This is a genomic window from Pontibacter liquoris, assembly GCF_022758235.1.
Classification (GTDB): domain Bacteria; phylum Bacteroidota; class Bacteroidia; order Cytophagales; family Hymenobacteraceae; genus Pontibacter; species Pontibacter liquoris.
Window position 1 is genome coordinate 1,104,235 of the sequence record NZ_JALEBG010000001.1, and the last position, 19,099, is coordinate 1,123,333.

The 19,099-nt window shown below is 50.4% G+C and carries 19 protein-coding genes; 5 read left to right on the forward strand and 14 right to left on the reverse strand.

Features of this window, described 5'->3' with window-relative positions; translation table 11 throughout:
• Window positions 1–58 precede the first annotated feature (58 nt).
• Entirely contained in the window at window positions 59–496 is a 438-nt protein-coding gene (locus tag LWL52_RS04460) for an STAS/SEC14 domain-containing protein (protein ID WP_242917312.1), read from the reverse strand.
• 270 nt (window positions 497–766) lie between these two features.
• Between LWL52_RS04460 and LWL52_RS04465 the strand changes: the two genes are divergently transcribed.
• Entirely contained in the window at window positions 767–1,219 is a 453-nt protein-coding gene (locus LWL52_RS04465) for a hypothetical protein (protein ID WP_242917314.1), read from the forward strand.
• A 615-nt stretch (window positions 1,220–1,834) separates the two neighbouring features.
• Here the strand turns inward: LWL52_RS04465 and LWL52_RS04470 are convergent.
• Together LWL52_RS04470 and LWL52_RS04475 are read right to left on the reverse strand one after the other, a co-directional pair.
• Window positions 1,835–2,446 carry a cupin domain-containing protein gene (locus tag LWL52_RS04470; protein ID WP_242917316.1) on the reverse strand — a complete coding sequence of 204 codons (612 nt, stop codon included), beginning with the start codon at window positions 2,444–2,446 and terminating at the stop codon, window positions 1,835–1,837.
• Window positions 2,443–2,991, reverse strand: a complete 549-nt coding sequence (locus tag LWL52_RS04475) for an RNA polymerase sigma factor (RefSeq protein WP_242917319.1) — start codon at window positions 2,989–2,991, stop codon at window positions 2,443–2,445. Before LWL52_RS04475 ends, LWL52_RS04470 begins: the two co-directional genes overlap by 4 nt.
• A 325-nt stretch (window positions 2,992–3,316) precedes the next feature.
• Here LWL52_RS04475 and LWL52_RS04480 point away from each other — a divergent pair, with 325 nt between their 5' ends.
• Window positions 3,317–4,507 carry an alpha/beta hydrolase gene (locus LWL52_RS04480; protein WP_242917321.1) on the forward strand — a complete coding sequence of 397 codons (1,191 nt, stop codon included), beginning with the start codon at window positions 3,317–3,319 and terminating at the stop codon, window positions 4,505–4,507.
• A 939-nt stretch (window positions 4,508–5,446) separates the two neighbouring features.
• Window positions 5,447–5,908: a hypothetical protein gene (locus tag LWL52_RS04485; protein ID WP_242917322.1), complete on the forward strand. Its 462-nt coding sequence runs from the start codon at window positions 5,447–5,449 to the stop codon at window positions 5,906–5,908.
• A 231-nt stretch (window positions 5,909–6,139) separates the two neighbouring features.
• On the opposite strand, the gene LWL52_RS04490 is transcribed toward LWL52_RS04485, so the two are convergent.
• The 5 genes from LWL52_RS04490 to LWL52_RS04510 all read right to left on the reverse strand — a co-directional run bounded on the left by LWL52_RS04490 (window position 6,140) and on the right by LWL52_RS04510 (window position 10,496).
• Window positions 6,140–7,048, reverse strand: a complete 909-nt coding sequence (locus LWL52_RS04490; RefSeq protein ID WP_242917324.1) for an NAD(P)/FAD-dependent oxidoreductase — start codon at window positions 7,046–7,048, stop codon at window positions 6,140–6,142.
• Between the two features lie 56 nt (window positions 7,049–7,104).
• Window positions 7,105–8,256, reverse strand: coding sequence for a chromate efflux transporter (gene chrA / locus LWL52_RS04495; RefSeq protein WP_242917326.1), 1,152 nt, complete (start codon window positions 8,254–8,256; stop codon window positions 7,105–7,107).
• 198 nt (window positions 8,257–8,454) lie between these two features.
• Window positions 8,455–9,207, reverse strand: a complete 753-nt coding sequence (locus LWL52_RS04500; protein WP_242917328.1) for an SDR family NAD(P)-dependent oxidoreductase — start codon at window positions 9,205–9,207, stop codon at window positions 8,455–8,457.
• A 16-nt stretch (window positions 9,208–9,223) separates the two neighbouring features.
• The gene (locus LWL52_RS04505) at window positions 9,224–9,511 is read right to left on the reverse strand and encodes a hypothetical protein (RefSeq protein WP_242917330.1); all 288 of its coding nucleotides are present in this window, start codon (window positions 9,509–9,511) and stop codon (window positions 9,224–9,226) included.
• An 85-nt stretch (window positions 9,512–9,596) separates the two neighbouring features.
• The gene (locus LWL52_RS04510; RefSeq protein WP_242917332.1) at window positions 9,597–10,496 is read right to left on the reverse strand and encodes an AraC family transcriptional regulator; all 900 of its coding nucleotides are present in this window, start codon (window positions 10,494–10,496) and stop codon (window positions 9,597–9,599) included.
• Between the two features lie 200 nt (window positions 10,497–10,696).
• On the opposite strand from LWL52_RS04510, the gene LWL52_RS04515 reads away from it, so the two are divergent.
• On the forward strand, window positions 10,697–11,758 hold the full coding sequence (locus tag LWL52_RS04515; RefSeq protein WP_242917334.1) for a flavin monoamine oxidase family protein: 1,062 nt from the start codon (window positions 10,697–10,699) through the stop codon (window positions 11,756–11,758).
• 423 nt (window positions 11,759–12,181) lie between these two features.
• On the opposite strand, the gene mobC is transcribed toward LWL52_RS04515, so the two are convergent.
• The 6 genes from mobC to LWL52_RS04545 all read right to left on the reverse strand — a co-directional run bounded on the left by mobC (window position 12,182) and on the right by LWL52_RS04545 (window position 18,406).
• Window positions 12,182–14,170, reverse strand: coding sequence for a conjugal transfer protein MobC (gene mobC / locus LWL52_RS04520; RefSeq protein WP_242917336.1), 1,989 nt, complete (start codon window positions 14,168–14,170; stop codon window positions 12,182–12,184).
• An 11-nt stretch (window positions 14,171–14,181) separates the two neighbouring features.
• A complete protein-coding gene (locus LWL52_RS04525) occupies window positions 14,182–15,480 on the reverse strand; it encodes a relaxase/mobilization nuclease domain-containing protein (RefSeq protein WP_242917338.1) in 1,299 nt (432 codons plus the stop codon).
• Window positions 15,468–15,860: a plasmid mobilization protein gene (locus LWL52_RS04530; RefSeq protein ID WP_242917340.1), complete on the reverse strand. Its 393-nt coding sequence runs from the start codon at window positions 15,858–15,860 to the stop codon at window positions 15,468–15,470. Before LWL52_RS04530 ends, LWL52_RS04525 begins: the two co-directional genes overlap by 13 nt.
• Window positions 15,861–16,060: 200 nt before the next feature.
• On the reverse strand, window positions 16,061–16,975 hold the full coding sequence (locus LWL52_RS04535; protein WP_242917342.1) for a DUF8464 domain-containing protein: 915 nt from the start codon (window positions 16,973–16,975) through the stop codon (window positions 16,061–16,063).
• 160 nt (window positions 16,976–17,135) lie between these two features.
• Window positions 17,136–17,816 (reverse strand): LytR/AlgR family response regulator transcription factor, encoded by a 681-nt coding sequence (locus LWL52_RS04540; RefSeq protein WP_242917344.1) that lies wholly within the window; start codon window positions 17,814–17,816, stop codon window positions 17,136–17,138.
• Window positions 17,817–18,055: 239 nt separating this feature from the next.
• Window positions 18,056–18,406 carry a hypothetical protein gene (locus LWL52_RS04545; RefSeq protein WP_242917346.1) on the reverse strand — a complete coding sequence of 117 codons (351 nt, stop codon included), beginning with the start codon at window positions 18,404–18,406 and terminating at the stop codon, window positions 18,056–18,058.
• Between LWL52_RS04545 and LWL52_RS04550 the strand changes: the two genes are divergently transcribed.
• Complete coding sequence (locus tag LWL52_RS04550; protein WP_242917349.1) at window positions 18,393–18,998, forward strand: Crp/Fnr family transcriptional regulator; 606 nt, start codon at window positions 18,393–18,395, stop codon at window positions 18,996–18,998. The two genes, LWL52_RS04545 and LWL52_RS04550, sit on opposite strands and share 14 nt — an antisense overlap.
• The last annotated feature ends 101 nt before the right edge of the window (window positions 18,999–19,099 follow it).

Here is a 19,099-nt window from a genome sequence, read left to right on the forward strand (position 1 = left end):
AGCAGTTAGTGCATTACTGTTGCAGAGTCGTAAATGGCAACAACCTGTTGCTTTTGATTTAACGGATAAGCAAGTCAGGCTTCGTCAGTTTTTGCGGACAATGCTGCCTGAGCCATTCTTTACCCGCGTCAAGAGAGGTAAGCACTTTGGTCTGAAAATACTCCTGCCTGGTATGAAAGGTGGCTATGTCTGTTTCCGCGATAGCACCGGGTGTATTTACCAAAGCCATGTATTTAAGGCCGGCTTCCGCTACCTGCGGTGCCCATTCTACTGCTGCCCATTCTGAGGAGCGGATCGGGCCAAGCACCAGTTGCATGTCATTGAGGATACAGTTTAATTCGGAAGTGCTGACCGCCTGGGTCACTGCCATCGCACCCTCCTTAATGATAGCCTCACTAAGATAGCCCTTCCAGGTAATTTGAATCCAACGCTTATCTTTAATCACGTCGATTGTGAGGTATGTCTGACCAAAAGCGTTTTTCAGCTCGTGTTTCATTAAACAGGTTGTGAGAGTTGTCAAATGCAACAGCAAAAGGGGCTTGTGGGTTCACTTACAGGTAGAAATCCAGGGGCATAACTTGCTTGTGCGGCAAGAGACGTAAATGGCGAAATAGCCACAGAACAGCAGTTTACGGTGCTTTAACAAGCGCTTCTGATTCTTGGCGTTCTTTTCAGGAGCCCGCCTGCTCTATTCAGGTAGTGATAGATAGCAGTATACCTTTTTTATTGTGCTACGTAAAAGGGTGACAAAAAAATTCTTAAAACTATGAAAAGACCATCTGATATAAAAACCTTCGCGCTCGCCTTAGCATTAGGCGGCTTTATGTTTGCCTGCAACCAGGAGGCACAACACGAGACACATGAAACAGCCACGGAAGTTGAAGCTGATGTAGATGACGCAACCAATGAGGCTACTCAGGAGACAAACGAGGCTACAGGAGAAGCAAATGCCGAGCTGCGGGATTTCTCAGCCTGGGTAAACGAAAACACCTCCAAAGCCGAGACTGCCACCCAGGCAGAGTGGAAGGAAACAGAAGCTGAATACAAGCGTCGTGAGGCAAGTCTGGAAGCCAAAAGCAGCACCTGGGATGAGAAGACCAAGCAGGAGTGGCGAGAGCTGAAAGATGGCTGGAACAGAACCGAAAACAAGGTACAGGCGCGCCTCAAAAACATAGATGATGTGGACGTTGATGTGGATGTGAAAAAGGACAACAACTAAGGCGAAATCACTCCTTAGGGATAAAGGGCTGTCTTGGCAGAAAGTGCAGGACAGCCCTTTTATATATTAAATGTATAAGGTGACGTGCTGCATTGCCCAGACTTAAACTCAATGACTTTATTCCTGAATTGCTCGCATTAATGCTCAATTAGGTCTCTGATAACATACTAGTCCTGATTCCTTCCTTCCTGCCTGACTTGCCTGCCGAGCAATGATTGGGTCTGATTATCCTGACACGGCAGCATTAAATGATGCCGAATGGGTGTGCTATACATCGTTCCTGTTGATCGGAATACCTCCTTTTTTCATGTAGGCATAAACTGAATCCTTTTCTGTCGATTTGCACCCCTTCTATAGTTCCCTACATGATCCGCTTCGAGAACAGTATCATTCCACAACCTGGCAAAATACTGCGGAAACTGGAAGCCCAGTTCACAGGTGATTTGGCTGACGGACCTGCTATGATTGAATATTCTTTCTTTCGCGACCACTATTCCCTTAGTTGGGAGGGATTCCTGTGCCTTTGTTCCGTTTCTCTTTCTCAGGATCTCAAAATAGTTAGGCGAAAAATTCAGTTTGCCTGCACCATAAGTTACCGAGAGCAAGCCATTTGACTTAAATGCTTAGACGCTGAAAGATGGCTTTGCAGGGAGTCGTAGATGTAACCAATAGGTGATGCGGCGTGTGCAGCGGAATAGCAAAGTAGTCCCCTGCTGTTAAGGCGTGTATCTGATCTCCTACTGTTAACCGGCAGCTTCCTTCTACGATCAAGAACCGTTCGTGTTCCTCGCGGTGCACTTCTTCTTCTGACCTCTCCCTCACCCAGAGTATGGCTGTTGTAGCTTTGGGCGTATACCCGATAACCCGGGCATACAGGTTGTCTGCATCTTTGGGCAAGACAGCATTCGCATGGTCCAGCCATCTGTCGTAATCGCTGATCCGGGAAGTGGGCGTTAAAACCGGCGGCGACTCTGGCAGCTCGCCGTTCTTCATGCGCTCCAGGTAATCTACCGTTGCCATAACCAGGGTTTTAACTGTTGCCCGAGGCTTCAGCGCATGAGCCTGTGCATACTGCTCTACTGCCAGCCTGATTTGTTTTATCTCTTTCTGTATCTCAGGGAAGGCAGCTGCCATTTCTTCTACTGCGAGTGCTTCTTCCGGACTGGCAGCTCCCATCACATAGAGTTCCAACAGCCCTGATGCTATAAATTCAGTAATAGGGTTCATACTGATTTTTCTCCCTTTAATTGCGTAAATGCCTTTTTCAATATTTGTTTTACTTCCTCTGCTGTCAGGTTCAGTTCTGCTGCCGTTTCAGCACAGGTATGGCCTTTAAGGTAAAGAGATTCCAATATCGTTTTTTCCAGGGGCGTAAGGGTGCAAGGGTCCTGCTGCTTGTGTGCTTCGTGCTGCTGGGTCTCCGTTTTATTTAACTGCGGGTAGCTTTGACTAGGTGTGGCGGCAGCTTTCGTCCCTTGTAGGCACCGGTCTGTTTTTACTGCTTCCAGGGCAATGCGCCGGGCCAGTGCCAGCCCCCAGCTGAGAAGCCGCTCTTTGGAAGCATCATATTTACTGATTTGGCCCCAGATAGTGATAAAGGTTTCCCTGAGCACTTCTTCTGCCACATCATTGTCCTGCACAATCCGGGTGATCACCCCCATCATTACCGGTGCATACGCATCATAAAGTTTGCCCAACGCCTCCTGCTTCCCCTGCCGGAGAGCGGCTACCAGGGTATGTTCCGTTTCACCGGGAAGATTTATTGCTGACATACTGGTTCATTTCCCCAATCACGCGCTTCACTCAGAAGCTGCATGAAGGCTTTAAGTTGAAACATATATAAGAGCTACTCCCAAGCAGAAGCTAAGAAATAGAAAATATTCTATACGTCATAATACCGATTTCCTCCTGCACTTTGGATATATTTTATGAAAATAGGTAGGAAGCGTATTAAAGCGGCTTTCTTGGCAAATCACCCGCATTACCTCCCGGTTTAATAAGGCCTTTCCGGCAATAAATTTTATCATGCCACTCACTAAGGCAATCCACCTTGTGGTTCGCTGCCGTACATATCGGAATACTACATAAAATTTAACTATGAAAAAAACGATTTTCCTCCAAGCAGTCCGACTCAGGTGGCTGCTGCCTGTGCTTGCGCTAAGCCTGTGTGCTCTCTCAAGCTGCGGCACAGGTTCCAACAAAGACGCTACCACTACGACTAATACTGATGCCACAAAGGGTGATTCCTTGTCAACTGCCGCTACTGTCTCCAGCACTGCTCCGGAGGATATTAAACCCAAAGGTCCCAAGCCAGACTGGGCACCTGCTTCGCTAACGCCACAAATGCAGGCAGTGCTGGAAACGCTTGATAGCCTGAGCGGTGGTAAGAAACTAACTGATCTGACCCCCCAACAGGCACGTCAAGCCCCGTCACCCGCCGATGCAGTGATGGCATTGATGAAAGAAAAGAACATTCCCATGCCAGCCTCCCAAGTGGACACCAGCGGCATTCAGATCCCGATAGGCGGGGGCCAGCACATTCAAGCAAGAGTCTATACCCCTAAAAGTGGTACCGCGCCCTTCCCTGTTATTGTCTACTATCACGGAGGGGGCTGGGTTATTGCCAACCTGGATACGTACAATGCCTCTGCCCAGGGGTTAGCCGAGCAGACAGGCGCTGTGGTGGTCTCCGTTGCTTACCGCCAAGCGCCAGAAAACAAGTTTCCGACCGCTCATAACGATTCCTATGCAGCTTATGCATGGGTGCTGGATAACGCGGCCGCCATCAAAGCAGATCCTAATCGCGTTGCTGTAGCTGGCGAAAGCGCCGGCGGGAACCTGGCAGCCGCCGTGTGCCTGATGGCCCGGGATAAGAAGGCACAACTGCCCCTGCACCAGCTGCTTGTTTACCCGATAGCGGGGTACGACCTGAACACACCTTCTTATAAGGCAAACGCCAATGCCAAGCCATTAAATAAGCCGCTCATGGCCTGGTTCTTCGATAAGTACCTCAAAAGCCCGGCTGATGGCACGTCACCTATGATCTCCCTGGTGCAGGCGAATTTGAAAGGATTACCCCCTGCCACCATCATCACAGCTGAGATCGATCCGCTCATGAGTGAGGGCAAGGCTTTGGCAGACAAGCTCAAGGCTGCCGGTGTGCCGGTAACTTACCAGAACTACGAAGGGGTTACCCATGAATTCTTTGGCATGGCCACCGTGCTGCCTCAGGCCAAGCAAGCGCAGCAATTAGCCGCTTCGGAATTGAAGAAAGGATTAAATAAGTAGAGTTGTTGTTTGTTTATAATCAGCCATCCCGGACAATGCCTTCAGTCTCCGCATTGTTCGGGATTGTGCTTTCTAGCAAGTAATGTACTGTTTCCTTTTGGTCTTGTTTGCATCCTTTTTTCTCGCCGTATCGAAATACCTTTCATGGTCTTAACCATTTTAGTATCCCGTTTATGGACTGTTAATTGACATAATCGGAAATAGAAAAAGCATCCAATGGACTGTATGAAGTATAGCTTTCATTCACATAGTGCTTGCTGGCGCGATAAGACCATTAAGGGGAGATAACGGGATTTGAAGAAAAACTACATCTTGCAACAAAGTACATGAGTTAGATTGCGGATAGAATCTTGTTCACCTCTTGTACGAGCCGTTGGCAATCATTTGTAAGTATGAAAAGTTAAAGTGTCTCACATTTACTCGCCTGTATTGCAAGCACGCTTGTGATTGATGGGCTGTCGAAGTTTGACAGTTTTATTTATAGATTTAGAAATGAAAGCTATGATAAGCAGTTGAAAGAACTTGCTGGATTTATGATTCCGGACATTGTTCTTCTCGTTCTTTTTTGTGCAGCTTTCACATTGATGCTGTTTTTTGTTAAAGCTTATGTTCAGTTATTTGACAATACAGGATAGTTTAAACAGACGAAAGCTTGTTTATGCTTGGCTTGTGCTTCGTCTCACAACAGGACTTTTTTCGGAATTAACTTTGGCGGTTTACGCTTAGCAATTGATGATGTCATTGAAAGTATAGGAATTGGGGTAGGGCTGTATATAGTCAATTACTTAATCAACTTCATTACCTATTTTAAGCTGGTTAATAAGAAATACCTTTGGGAACACAAGGCTTGCTCAACCTTGGCGAACACTGCTGGCTCCGCATGCACGCGGCCGTTTGCTGAAAACTTATAAAAAGAATCCCTATGAACACCATTGAACAATGAACCTAACTGAACTAAAAGAAAGACAGGACATCTCTCAGAACAGAGAACGAAATAGAATTTACATCCAATTCGGAAATCTTCTGAATGAACTAGACAAACAGCCACTACCTCATGAAATTACTGAACAGATAAATCAAGAGATTAATGAAATAAATGCAACAGATCGTACAGGTTATGAATTAATCAAATTAGTAAAAGAGAAGCAAACGAAAGTAATCAGACTAGTCGAAAAGCAACTCAAAATTGTCCCAATGAAATACTATTCAAAGCTTTGGTTAGCTCTCGGTATGGCCACATTCGGGTTACCCATAGGAGTAGCGTTCGGATTGAGCATCGGCAACATGGCCATGTTGGCTGTTGGTTTGCCAGTGGGGATGGCCATTGGCGCTGCTGTCGGGGCAGGCATGGACAAGAAGGCTTTCGAGGAAGGAAGGCAACTAGCCATAGAAATCAAGTAAATGTACACTTTCAGGATACTCGCTGTTTCTTAGCTCGCTCAAAAACTTTTGCGAGAAACGGGTTGAATCGTCAACTACAATACTGCTTTGATTCTCCTGAACCTTTTCTCCTTCTACTACAGGTGGAGCTTCAATTATATTTTCATTAACAGCTTCATGTCAGTATAAAGCTTAATAAAGCAATTTATCTGCAATCCTGAAAAGTAAGGGTGTAAAGGCCATTCGTACTGACTAAAACTGCTCGTCCGTTAGTTCTTTGTTTACCATAGCACCTGTTAGATTACCGCTATACACCGCATTCGCTACAGAGCGCATCATCGCAGCATTATCACCGCAGGCAAAAACACCTTCAATGGTTGTTTTCTGAAAAATATCCACTTTGATATAACCTTGTTCTGTCATTTCACATCCTAATGAAAGTGGAATATCCGAATGTTGAGTGAATGGGATTGCTGCGTAAACAGCATTAAAATCTATCTTAGTGCGATCACTGAAAACTACATTTTTAACATGACCTTTTTCGTGTTCTATTTCAGCAATTTTAGTTTCAATAAACTTAATCTTGTGATTTGAGAGTTTTATCATTTGTTCTGCATTAAAATCTGCTTTACCAGAAGTTAGAATCGTGATGTTATTTGTCAGGTTATTGACCAAGGAAGCAATGTGAAAAGCCCTCTCTCCATTTGCCATGATTCCTGTTTTCTGATGGCGGAATTCAAATCCATGGCAGTACGGGCAATGAATAACAGAAATGCCCCAACACTCGGAAAAGCCTTTTATCTCTGGCATCACATCCTTTATGCCCGTAGCAAAAACCACTTTCTTTCCCTTAAATTCTTCTCCTGATTGTGTGGTAATTGCAAAACCCTTTTCGGTTTTCCTGCCGCGTACAGCAAGACCTGTATGGAATTTTACCGTGTCATAGGTCAAAACTTGTGCTTTGGCTTTCTCTGCAATTACGCTTGGTTTTTCACCATCCTGGATGATAAAGTTGTGTGATTGTGGAGTTTGCCGATTACAGGGCAATCCGCTATCAATAATTAAAATGTTTCGTAATGAACGTCCCAATGCCATTGCTGCAGAAAGACCTGCATAACTTCCGCCAATGATGATAACATCAAAATTATTATAGTTTATCATACATGCTATCTTTAGTTAAGATCTTTTGAAATTTATTTAAAATGAATTTTCCAGCTTTACATATTTAACAACAGAAACCCTCCTATACTACCTACTAGGATTATAATAATAGTACTTAATTTTTTCCAAAGAATAGTTAAAGCGAGACATACCGCTAAAATTACCGTTCCTTGCCACTCTTGTGTAGAAGAAGTAGCTAAACGGATTCCTACAACCGCTATGATTGAAATAGAGGCTGCACTTAGACCATTTAGAAAGAGCCTTAGGAGTTGAATATTTCGGGCTGAAGAAAGTACCTTATGGAGAAAAAATGATATAAAGAAAGACGGCAAGAATATACCTATAGTGGCGAGAACACCACCAGTAGTTCCGTTGATCAGGTACCCGGCAAAAGTAGCGCTCGACAAGATTGGCCCCGGCGTAAGCTGCCCTACCGCAATGGCATCCATTAACTGTTGGCGGGTTAGCCACTGATTATTTCGCACCAGCGATTCATCCATATACGCAAAGAGCACATAGCCGCTTCCATAAAGTATAGTGCCAATTTTAAGGAAGATCAGAAAGAGCTTACTTTCCGAAAATCTGGTATGGATTTGTAGAAGTACAGGGGAAAGTAATAACCCGGTGAACAACTGCATGTTATCCTTTGCTGTGTAAGCAAGATAATTTACCACTCCTGCTCCAAGTATTAAAATTACCTCGCTAATACCTAAAAGGGAACCAACAAAAACCAGTAAACAAAGCACAATAAGAACGGGATTGCCCCTTATTGTCTTATCCCATAGGCGAAATACTGTACCTATCACCAAAGCAGTTGTTGCCGGCCTAATCCCGAACATAAATTTCTGAACATCCGGCAGCGCGTTGTATTTCTGGTAAAAGTAACCCAACAGCAGACAGATGACCATGGCAGGAAGGATGTAACAAAACCCGGCTACTATGAGCCCAAGGCGGCCGCCTCGTTCTTTTCCGCAGTGCATCACAATTTCAACAGCATTAGGGCCAGGTATGACGTAGGAGGCACTTAAGACATCCATGAAATGCTGATGATCGATCCACTTCCGTCGAACCACCATCTCATTTTCTATGGTAGCTACCATTCCCGCTATCCCGCCATAGCCGATTGTTCCCAGTTTTAAACAAGAGAAGGCAATTTCCTTAAGCTTTGTTGTGGTGCTTTCACTATGTACTGTATTTATCGATGGCATACGGGTCGGGGCGGATTCTACGGTTAAAGTTAATGCATTAAAAGAAAGCTTTTCTCCTAATTGTTTGATGGCAAAACCCTAAATTTCACCCTCATAGTAGCGCTTTAAATAAGTAGCTGTAAAGTAAAAGAGAGATGCCTAAACATCTCTCTTTTACTTTACTTATCATGTTCTATCTATTTCAACAAACTATACATTTTAGTTTCGTCCGGCCATCACGCCACCGTCTATATCCCAGATGGCCCCAGTTACCCAACTGCTTTTATCAGACAATAAAAAGGCGATCGTTTTGGCAATGTCCTCTGGTCTGCCTACTCTTCCGATTGGATGGAAACCGTTGAAACCTTGCAGGGTTTTTGCTATTTTATCTTTCTCTATAAATGATCCATAAATAGGCGTTACCACTACGGCTGGTGACACCGCATTCACCCGTATGTTGAAGTCTGCTAGTTCCATAGCCAGATGTTGCGTGAGGCTGTGCAATCCGGCTTTTGCCATAGAATAAGCTGATGATGGCGTCGCTTTGATGGCCTGCTTCGCCCACATCGAACCGATGTTCACAATAGAGCCACCGCCATTTGCTTTCATAATCTTAGCAACTGCCTGCGTGATGAAGAAAAAGGCTTTGTTGAAATTGTGGTAAATGTCATAGTCCTCCTCTGTGTGTTCCAGGAAGGCTCTTGGTTTGAAGTAACCCGCTGCATTAACCAGATATTTTAGGTCAGGTAAATCGCTTGTAATTTTCTCACAGAAAGTCCGGACTTCTTCCAGGTTAGCCAAATCCAGTCCATATACTTTTACGGAACCTATGTTTGCTAATTCCTCTTTCGTTTCATTCAGGTTAGGCGTATTTCTGCCTACTATGGTAACTTCGATTCCCTGCTTTAAAAGTATTTCAGCGGTAGTCTTTCCCATACCGGTAGTGCCACCTACAATTAGTGCTTGTTCCATTATATTGTTAAGTAATTTATGCGAGGGTGTAAATTCTTACCTCAGGCGTGTCCTTCAGATATGGCTTCAATGCTACTACTACATCGTTATTAAATAGCTCAGTTGTAAGATAGGCCTGGGCGTCTGCAGCTGATTCAAAACCGTGCAATACCTGCACATCTTCCTCCCGAATAAGAAGTTCTTTGGAAGTTGCCCCTTTTATGCTATCTAGGAAGGGAGCTTTATATTTATGGTACACGCCTGCAGCACTTGGTCTGTCTGCGTTGTCAATCTTTAGACTAATCTGTAAATATGCTTTTGTCATTGTAGAATGCGTTTCAGTTTACAATGCAAAGTTCACCAGTTTTCAGGGGGTAGAAAATGGACAGATGTGAAAACAACTGGTAGATTTAGGAAACAGATTTCCTAAAGTCTGAAGGGGAGAGTTTTGTGTGCTTTTTGAAATACTTTACAAAGTAGGAAGGGTCATCAAAACCCAGGCGGTAGCCGATTTGATTAACGTTTAAGTTAGAGTGAAGCAGCAGCCGTTGTGCCTCCAGTATCAGCCGTTCCTGGATCATCTGGGAGGGTGTCTTGCCCAAGGTATGGTTGGTAAGGTCCGATAAAGTGCGAGAGGAGATATGCAGTAGTTGAGCGTATTCGGCTACAGTTAGTCCTTTGGTGTAGTTGTCGTCAATCAGGTTCACAAATTTGATCAGGTAAATTTTTTTGTCATCCAGAGTAAAAGGTACAGCAGTAGCATTCCTTTCAAAATCATGTATTCTACGTTGCACCTGAATCAAGAAAGCTTTCAAATATATTCGGATCAACTCTTCCTTGCCAAATGACTCTTCATTTTGTAGCTCCCTTCTGATTTGCGTAATGTATTCGTCCAGGATGTGGTCAATGCCCTGGCTGATGCTACAGGAAGGCAGCTGGTAGGGATTGTTGAAAAGGTTATACTTTAGGAAAAAGTCTACTTTATTGTCTTTCTGAACCAAAAAGGCTTCGTTAAAGTGAATCAGAATTCCAGCGTAATCGGTCTTCTGGTCAAAATAATGCACCTGATTTTTAGAAATGAAAAAGATAGCGTTATCAGACACATCATATTGCCTGAAATCTACAAAGTGCTTGCCTGTACCGCGCTTGAACCAGATGATCTGGTAATAGCTGTGAATATGAGGTTTTGAAGTATCTCTCTGATTCTTGTTTAGGTATTGGCTTAAATCATGTATGGCAAACTGTGGTTTATCAGGCTGATACCGATTTAAATGGTATTCGTGGATCGGAGTAAGCTTGTCTTTTGTCATCGATGTCAGCAGTAATTTATATCCACAAGTATGTGCAGTAGCTCAACTTAGAAGTTCTATGCTATTACCTACGCTGCTACTTCATTAAAGCTGTTAAGATAAGTTATTAGGAATAAACCCGGTTAGTCTTTGCTGAATACTACCAGTGTCTTTCTCATATTTACCATAAATAAGCTCCTGAAAAGAAAGACTTTTGTAAAATGAAAACACCTGAAAAAATCATCCTTATAGGAGGCGGTTTAAGCGGACTAACATTGGCTTATTTGTTAGCAGAAAAGAATGTAGAAACCCTTGTTTTGGAAGCTTCCCCAAGATTAGGAGGCAGAATACAAACCGTAAAAGGGAATTTGGGTACGCCCATGGAATTAGGCGCTACCTGGTTTGCCGAAAAGCATTGTCATTTATCAACCTTAATAGAAGAACTGCAACTACAGAAGTTTCCCCAGTTTTCAAAAGGCCTTTCCCTGTTTCAAACAAAATCGTTCGAGCCGCCACAAAAGTTCTTTGTACCGGAAGCAGAAGCACCTTCTTACAGGCTTGCCGGCGGGACTAAAACTTTGACAGATGCCTTGGCTCAGAAGCTAGAGTCTAAAAACATCCGGTTAAATGCAAGGGTAATAAGAATCAGAGAGGCTGATGATACAGTAACTGTAGAAACGGAAAGCGGAGAAGTGTTTAAGGCTGCTAAAGTCGTGCTTTGCCTGCCTCCACAGTTAGCGGCTTCCCGGATCGAATTCTCTCCAGCATTACCTAAGCATGTTCAGGAAATCCTGCCAACCGTACAGACGTGGATGGCAGGTGCGGTTAAGTTTACATTAGAGTATGCAGAACCCTTCTGGCGAATGGCAGGCTATTCGGGTATGCTTTACAGCCACGCCGGCGTTATTGCGGAGATGTATGACCACACCAATTTTGAAGAAGATAAATATGGATTCACAGGTTTTCTAAGTAGTGGTGCCGCATCGTATACCCAGGAAGTTCGAAAAGAATTTGTGCTGCGCCAGCTAGACGAATTACTTGGAGAAAAGGCCTTGAAGCCTACTGCTTATTTCGATAAAGTATGGACGGACGAATTTGTACTTGCTGGAAGTCCGGTAATTCAGCGCCCTCACCAGAATAATGGACACCCGTTATTGCAGAAGAGTTATATAAACGAAAAGCTTTTATTCTGTGGCACGGAGACAGCTTCTGAATTTGCAGGGTATATGGAAGGAGCCATACAAGCAGCACGGGGTGTCGTTGAAAGACTTTGTAACCACTAAACCTGTATGGTATAAATACAAGCAGAACGTTTTGTAGATGCTGGATCTACATAAAACTCAAAACGAAAAGTATATAAGTGCGAAAATGATGGACGGGTAACAACAGTTAAATTATTTTCTGTTGCTCCTGAAACATAAACTACTTATTCATCTAGTAAGTGCTTTTTCATGTTCGTAGTAGAGATTCATGAGGCCAACCAAAACGAATTTGGGAGTAAATGAGAAGAGTTAGCTCTGCACTTTTCTCGAACAATGGATTTTAGATACCTTGTCAGTTCGATAAGTATAATCAAAGGGGATATTTATCGAACTAAAAAAGCCGCTCCATCTGCTGTGAAGCGGCTTTTTGCTGTAATAGTCCGTAGGGGAATCGAACCCGTGTTGCTAGAAAATCGACGGAGTACCCTACAACATAGCGCCCGGTCACTTCCGGATAACCAGGTGCGCCTGTGCCGGGTCATCCAGCAGCCGTTCAATTTCCGAGTGGATGATGTCCTGCACATCCTGCTTTACCTGTAGGTAGTTCCGCTTTACGGTTGTCTTATCCAGTTTCCGGAGCACGGGGACGTCTTTGTACCGGTCCTGTTCTTTTTTCAGCGCCTGGTGGTCGTTGAGGATCTCGCAGTGGAAGGCCTTCAGCGCCACCTGGCAGGCCGGGTCGTCGGCGACCATGCCCACGAACGTCCCGGCACTCAGGGATGCGATTTTGGAAGGAGGGACGGCGGCGTCCAGTTGCCGGGAGCGGCTGACAGAGGTGTCCCCGCTGTTGACCGAGTAGCTGGTCCGCTCCTGCAGGATCTTGCCAAACCGCTCGGAGAGCTGCCTGGCTGTGTCTCCCGACACCTGGCCGCTGATGATATTGCCCACAATGTTCATGATCACATCGGCCTGTTCCCGGCCGTAGTCCTTCCGCAGCTGGCTCAGGTCCTGCAGGCCCAGGCAGGTGGCCACCTTGTTGCTACGGGCCGTCGCAATCAGGCTGTCCATGTTGTTGAGGTAGAGGGTGGGGAACTCATCAAAGACGAGGCTGCTTTTCTGCTTTCCTTTCTGGTTGACCAGTTTGACCAGCCGGGTGACGTAAAGGGAGAGCACGGCCCCGTAAATCTGGATCTTCTGCGGGTTGTTGCCCATGCAGACGATTTTGGGATCCGCCGGGTTGTTGATGTCCAGCGTAAAGTCGCTGCCCGACAGCACATAGTAGAGTTGCGGGGAGGAGAGGCGGGCCATGGCCACTTTGGCTGCGGCGATCTGTCCTTCCAGTTGCTCCATCACGTCATGGAGGTAGGCGTTGACAAAGGGGTTGATGAGCACCTCTATTTCCTTTTCTGTGCGCAGAACGGTGAACAGGCTGTCGTAGTCTGCCTGCATGAGCTCGATGACATGGGGCAGGGTGCAGAACTCCCCATTCCTGTACCTGCGCAGGTACCAGATGACAGCGGTCAGAAAGTTGATCGGGGACTCCACAAAAAAGTCTCCCTGCCGCCTGATCCACTCCCGGTTCAGGCCCAGCAGGATGGTGCGGGCCGATTCGGCGGCATCGGTCACATCGGACATGGCCGAGGGCTCGAGGGGATTGCAGCGGTGGCTGCGGGCAAGGTCATCGAAGTTGACGACAAAGAAGCGGGGCGGCACCGGGTAGCTATCCTTTTCCTGCAGCCAGGTATTGTAGGCGATGCGGGAGAGGTCATCGAACTTGAAATCGTATACAAACATGGTAAAGCCTTTGCGGATGTGCTGCGTGATCACATGCCGGATCACAAAATAGCTTTTGCCGGCACCGGGGGTGCCCAGGACCAGCAGGGCCCGGAAGGGGTTGATGATGTTGATCCAGCTTTTGCGTAACCGGCCTTTGAGGTGATACCGGGCGGGCAGGTTGATGGAATAGGCATTTTCCAGCCGCCGCTCCTCCTGGGGAAAGGTTTCGTTCTCGCGGTTAAAGATGTCGGTGTTATGCAGGTTGAGCCGGATCACACGGGAGAGCAAGGTGCCGCCGGACAAAAGGAGCAGGTAACCGGTCGTGGTTCCGGCCATGTACCAGAGGGTGCTCTCCGGCAGGGGCAGGTCTGCAAGGAGGAAGAGAAAGCTGCAAAAGTAGAGCAGCAGCCCCGAGAACAGGCAGGCAAGGCCGGTGGCAGGGCGCAGCTTTTCATCTTTCCGGCCTTTAACGCCCAGCAGCGAGATGGCCAGGAAGGCCAGGGCAAGCAGTTTTGAATGGTGGAAAGAGGCAAACAAGCCTGTTGCCAGCAGGCGGGTGAGCAGCCGGTCTGCCAGGGGGGCAGTGAGCCCCCAGGCAGCAAACGCCGCATAGCCATAATAGTAAAAGTGCCCGGCCAGGACCAGCAGGCTGATGAGCCTTGTCATATCCAGGATCTTGCGCAGGGCCTGTTCGTTCTCGCCGGTGTGCATTGCCATCGCTCTTCGTTTTAGGGGTTAGACAGGCGCTTTCGCCTTTTCTTTTTGCGGTTTCGCTTCAGCTGGTGCGGCACATAGTCGCCTCCCTGGCCGGGCTGCAATAATATATCCAGCAGGGTGCCTGCCCCCGCTGGCCCGGGCAGCGCCGTAGCGGGCGGCCCATCCGTGGCTAGGGGCCAGGCCCGGGGTGCCTGGTAGGCTCCAGGCTGGGGGTGTAGCGCCGGCTGGCCTGCCCACCGCGGGTCGGGCAAGGCTGCCGGACGACATTGTTCCAGCATCCCCTTCGCACTGTACTGCTTTCCCAGGGCACTGCCGTTGAAGACGCACTTGGTCTGGTGGTCGATGTAGGTGAGCCCGTACAGCCGCCCCTCGCCGTTCTGCCGCAGCGCGGTGTGGATACCCTCCTTTTGCAGGGCCGCGATGAGGCCGGTCAGGGAAGGGGCAGGCGTTTGGCGCAGGGCTAGGGCCAATTTGTTTTTTAGCCGCGCCCGATGGGGCAGGCGGGCGCTTTCGTTTTGGTGGAACCGGGCCTCCAGGTAAGCGAGCGTCGGTTTGCTGTAAAAGGCGCTGGCTTTGAGAGGGACTCCGAGCTGGCGACCTGCTTCGTCCAGCACCCGGTAGGTAAGGCCCCGGTGCCGGTACATCCGGCTGTCCTCGCTGCCCCTGTCGGCCTGCACCCCGTAGAGCCCCAGCACCGCGTTGAGTTCCGCCAGGGATGTGTAGTAGTAGTGGGGCAGCACGGCCTCCAGCACCAGGGCGATGGCCCGTTTGGTTTCGGAGCGGCCGTAGCGTACTTTCTGCGCAGCGACCGGCGTCAGCGCCCGGGCAGCCCGCTGGTGGCTGTCCGCCGCCCGCACCAGCTGAAAGGCGGCTTCTATTTCCCTGCGTGCTGTTTCCGACTGGTTGCGCCCGATGTTGTGCATGTCGATGCGGCTGCCGTCGGCCCGTACTTTCACGGTGACCAAATGGAGGTGCGGATGCCCGGCATCGTGGTGCTGGTAGACCAGGTAGGGCTGCTCGCCAAAGCCGATCCGCTGCATATAGGCAACGGCGATCTCCCGTAGCTGCTGGGGCGACAGCTGCTCGGAAGGGTCGAAGTTAAGCGAGATGTGGACGCTGTTGCGCGTGACGTTCTCGTTCAGGGCCGCCTGGCGGAGCAGGCGGTTGCGCTTCTGGAGCAGCGTCAGGCAGTCGGCATCCTTGGGGTAATTGGCCGCCAGCAGGCAGGCGGCCACTCCGGCTGTTACTTTCTGCTCATTGTAGGCGAGGATGCGGTGCACGGAGGTCCCGGTTTTGATTACTGCAACCATTGGTCTGCCACGGTGTTGATCTTGTTTTTGATTTCCTCGACCTGCCCGAGCAGGCGGTCGCGTTCCAGCTCCCAGGTCCCCAGCCAGACGCGGAATTCGGGAATCCGCTCGAGCGTGTGCAGCTTTTTAACGGCCTGGTTGAAGTTGCCCCCCAGGCTGTTGAGCGCTTGGCGTAGCCGCACCATCTCCCCCATAAAGTTGTCGAGCGACTGGTTGCGGTAGTAGGCCGTAACGGGCTTTCCCAGTAGTCTGCGGCGGGCATAGTCGCTTAGTTTCCTGCAGGTGGTCTGGCTGCACCTGCGGTGGAGCAGGGCGTATTCGGCCGGCGTGAGGCGCACGTGCAGCCACTTGGTGCGGTTGTCTTTTAAGTCGCTCATCATGTTCGGGTTTGCAGGGTGGGAGCCCTTATTTCGTTTTAACAGCACCGCCCACGACTTCGGAGTATGGGGCGGAAAGCAGCGGGTGTGATACAACCGGACATCTTGCCGATTGCGGCAGCGCAGGCAATCCCCCTTTCTTGAACTGGCTGGAAAGCAGGTCCTGCAGGCCGTTTTCCTGGATGCTGAGGAAACTGCATGCCTTAGGCAGGCCGCAGGCGTGTTGCCAGGCGCTGCCTGCCGGCCTGGTGTACGAGCCAGTCATTGAGGTCCTTGTGATGCGGGTAGCGGTGGCTTTCATCCCGGTAGCGGGCACTGTACGCCAGGGCCTGGCGGCTGTACTGGCGCCCGGTGGCATCGTTGTCGAGGAACAGCCGGATCACGGCATGGCGCTCCAGGAAAGGGCGTGCCGTTTCAAAGAAGGACACGGAATTGAGCACCAGGAAATCCGGCGGGTCCGGCAGGCGGTTTTTGTGGATTTCCAGGTAGGAGAGAAAATCGATAAAGCCCTCGAAGACGGCCACTTCCCGTGCTCCGCGGGCGAAGGTGGAGATGGCCTTGGGCGAGGAGCTGGCCTTGAAAGCGGGGGTACGCAATTCATAGCCCCCGGCATCATTGGCAAAGCCCACGCTCTCATACACCTTGCCGTAAAGGCTGTAGGTCACGTGCCGGCAGTAGGCCTGCGCCGTGGCCGGCGATATCCCGCTTCGGGCAAGGTAGCGGCCGGGAAGGGAGGCGGCGGTAAGCGGGCCTTGCCGGAGGATTGTGATCTTGCCGGCCTGTGGCCCCGGGGCGGGCAGCGCAGGAGTCGCCCGCTGCGGCAGGTGCTGGAAGTCACCGCCCACGTCCCCCTGCAGGAACGCGCGGAGCGTGCACTTGTGAAAGAGGAGCGCAAAATCCAGGGCGTTGCCGCCTTTTCCCAGGCCATGATCATACCACCTGTTCAAGGCCCGGTTGATCTTGAAAGAGGGGTTCTTCTCCTCACGGAGCGGCGAACAGTACCAGTAATCGTTGTGCCGGACCCGGGCCGGGGCAAAGCCCAGTGCGGCCAGGTAGTCGACCAGGTCCCGTTCCCTTGCCTGCTGGCACGTCATCCTGTTGTTTGCTTTGTTCTGCATATGCGACAGCTATAAAGGTGAGGGGCCAAGGTAGGGAGTTGCCGGGAAAAGGACCTTTCCTCCTCAAATTCTAAAGCCTACCGGAAAGGAGCCCGCCAGCAGGCAGGGCAGGCAACGGAGAGCCTCGTCCCGGCTTGTTTTCCTGTTGACCCAGGCCCTCTCACCGCTGCAGCCATTTTCGGAAGGCTCCCGCCTTGAGCTGGCTGACCACGACAGGGGCGTGAAACGGGAGGCAGAGGGCCAGTTCGAGCTTGCCGTACCCGGCGGGCTGAAAGCCCTGGCAGGCCTTGCAGGCGATGATCATGCGGCGGTTGACCCGGAAGAACTGCTTTTTATCGAGCTGTTGGTGGATGTGGGCCAGCGGCTGGGGAACAAGGTAGTCGACCCGCTCAAAGGTGCGCAGGAAATTGTGGTTTCCCTCGCGGAAGATATAGCAGATGTGCTCCACGGGGATGGGGATGCTTTTTGTCCCGGTGTGCACGATCCAGAGGTTCCTGCAGGCGGGGGCAGAGGGGGCAGGGTTGTTTTTGCCCGCCTGTGGCTTGGGCGACCGGAGCAGGAAAGGAGACCCCGAAAGCAGGGCCATAAAGCCGGGAACCGCCCAGTACCGCCGGAGGGGAAAGGTGCAGGCCGTGTAGAGCAGGAGCGGGGCAACGCACAGGCTGAGGGCGAGCGCTGCAAAATAGGTTTCGGTGAGCAGCCGCTCGGCCAGCGTGGCTGCCTGCCCGGAGGCGGAGAGGGCGTGGGCGACAAGGAAAGCGGCGGGTACCCTGTACAAGGCATCCAGCGAGTGGAAAGGAACCGGGGGAAGGTGGCGGAACAATGCAAGCAGGTTTCTCATAGCAAGTTAAGGGGCTAAATTGCTCTGTCAGATCAGGGGGCTCCCGCCTGCCGGTCGCATCGTGTTGCCGGATCAGGGTGGGGCCCTGGGCCGGACGGCTCCTGCCAGGCCGGCAAGGGCCACCGGCAGCGCACCGTCAGGTATTCGGACTTACTACCATAAAGCTGGAAAGATGCGCCCTCCCGGGCACGGCCGGCAAGCAGTAAAAGTTAAGAGCAAGTTAAGCTGTTGTAAATAAATTACTTAAAGGATAAAGTGGCGGCGGCGCCGGGGGCTTTTCCCGCCGGTATCGGGAATAGTCCCCTGAGGCGCGTGTGGCCGCTCCCCAAAGAAGCGGGCAAAATCCCCCCGCTTCCGGGGGAAGAACCCCGTTGCGCCGGGCCGCGGCAAAGCGCATCTTTGTAAGGCCGCACCGGGTTACTTCCCCGGGCCTGCCGGGCAGGCCGCCGCTCCCCAAGCGGAGCGGGCGGCACCTCAAACCCACCCGTTGTTAGAAAGGAAGCAGGCCCTGGCGTAGGGGCATGGTGCCATCCTTGTTGCGCGGGCTTTCTTTCGACGGGACTAACCCCATTGCTTATGAAAATCGACAAACTCTGCCAGGTGGTGTTCCAGATGCACCCGCTCCCGGGAAAGCTCAGGGACAAACAGGTGCAGGAAGCGCTCCGGGCCCATGTGCGCGAAATTATCGCCGAGAGCCACTACCGGGAGCGGCAGCTGTTGCTGAGCACGGGGCAGCCGGCAGAACATGCTTATTTCATTGCGGAAGGCTTTGCCCGGGGCTTTTATTACGACGAGCAAACGGGGCGCGACATCACCGTCTTTTTATGGAACGAGGAGGCGATCGCCCTGGCGGCTAACAGCTTTTTCCTGCGCCAGCCCTCCGATATCCACATGGAAGTGATGCCCGGCAGCACCCTGCTCTCGCTCTCCCACGGGCAGGTGTCCACGCTCTTCGAGCTCTTCCCCGCCACCGAGGCGCTGGCGCGGGCCCTGTCGCTGCAATACAACGCCTTCCATAAAAAGCGGATGAAAGACCTGCTCACCCGCTCGGCCTGGGAGCGCTACCAGGACCTGCTGCGCACGCACCCACGGGTGGAGCAGCACGTCTCCCAGGAAGTCATCGCCTCTTACCTGGGCATCACGCCCTGGTCGCTGAGCCGGTTGAAAAAGCAATACAAATAACTCCCCTCGCCCCGGTTTCCGGGGCATACTCTCCCTTCCGCAACACAAGACAACACGCCCGGGCATGCCGGGCAAGACGCCCGCTGTCCGGGCGCAAACCA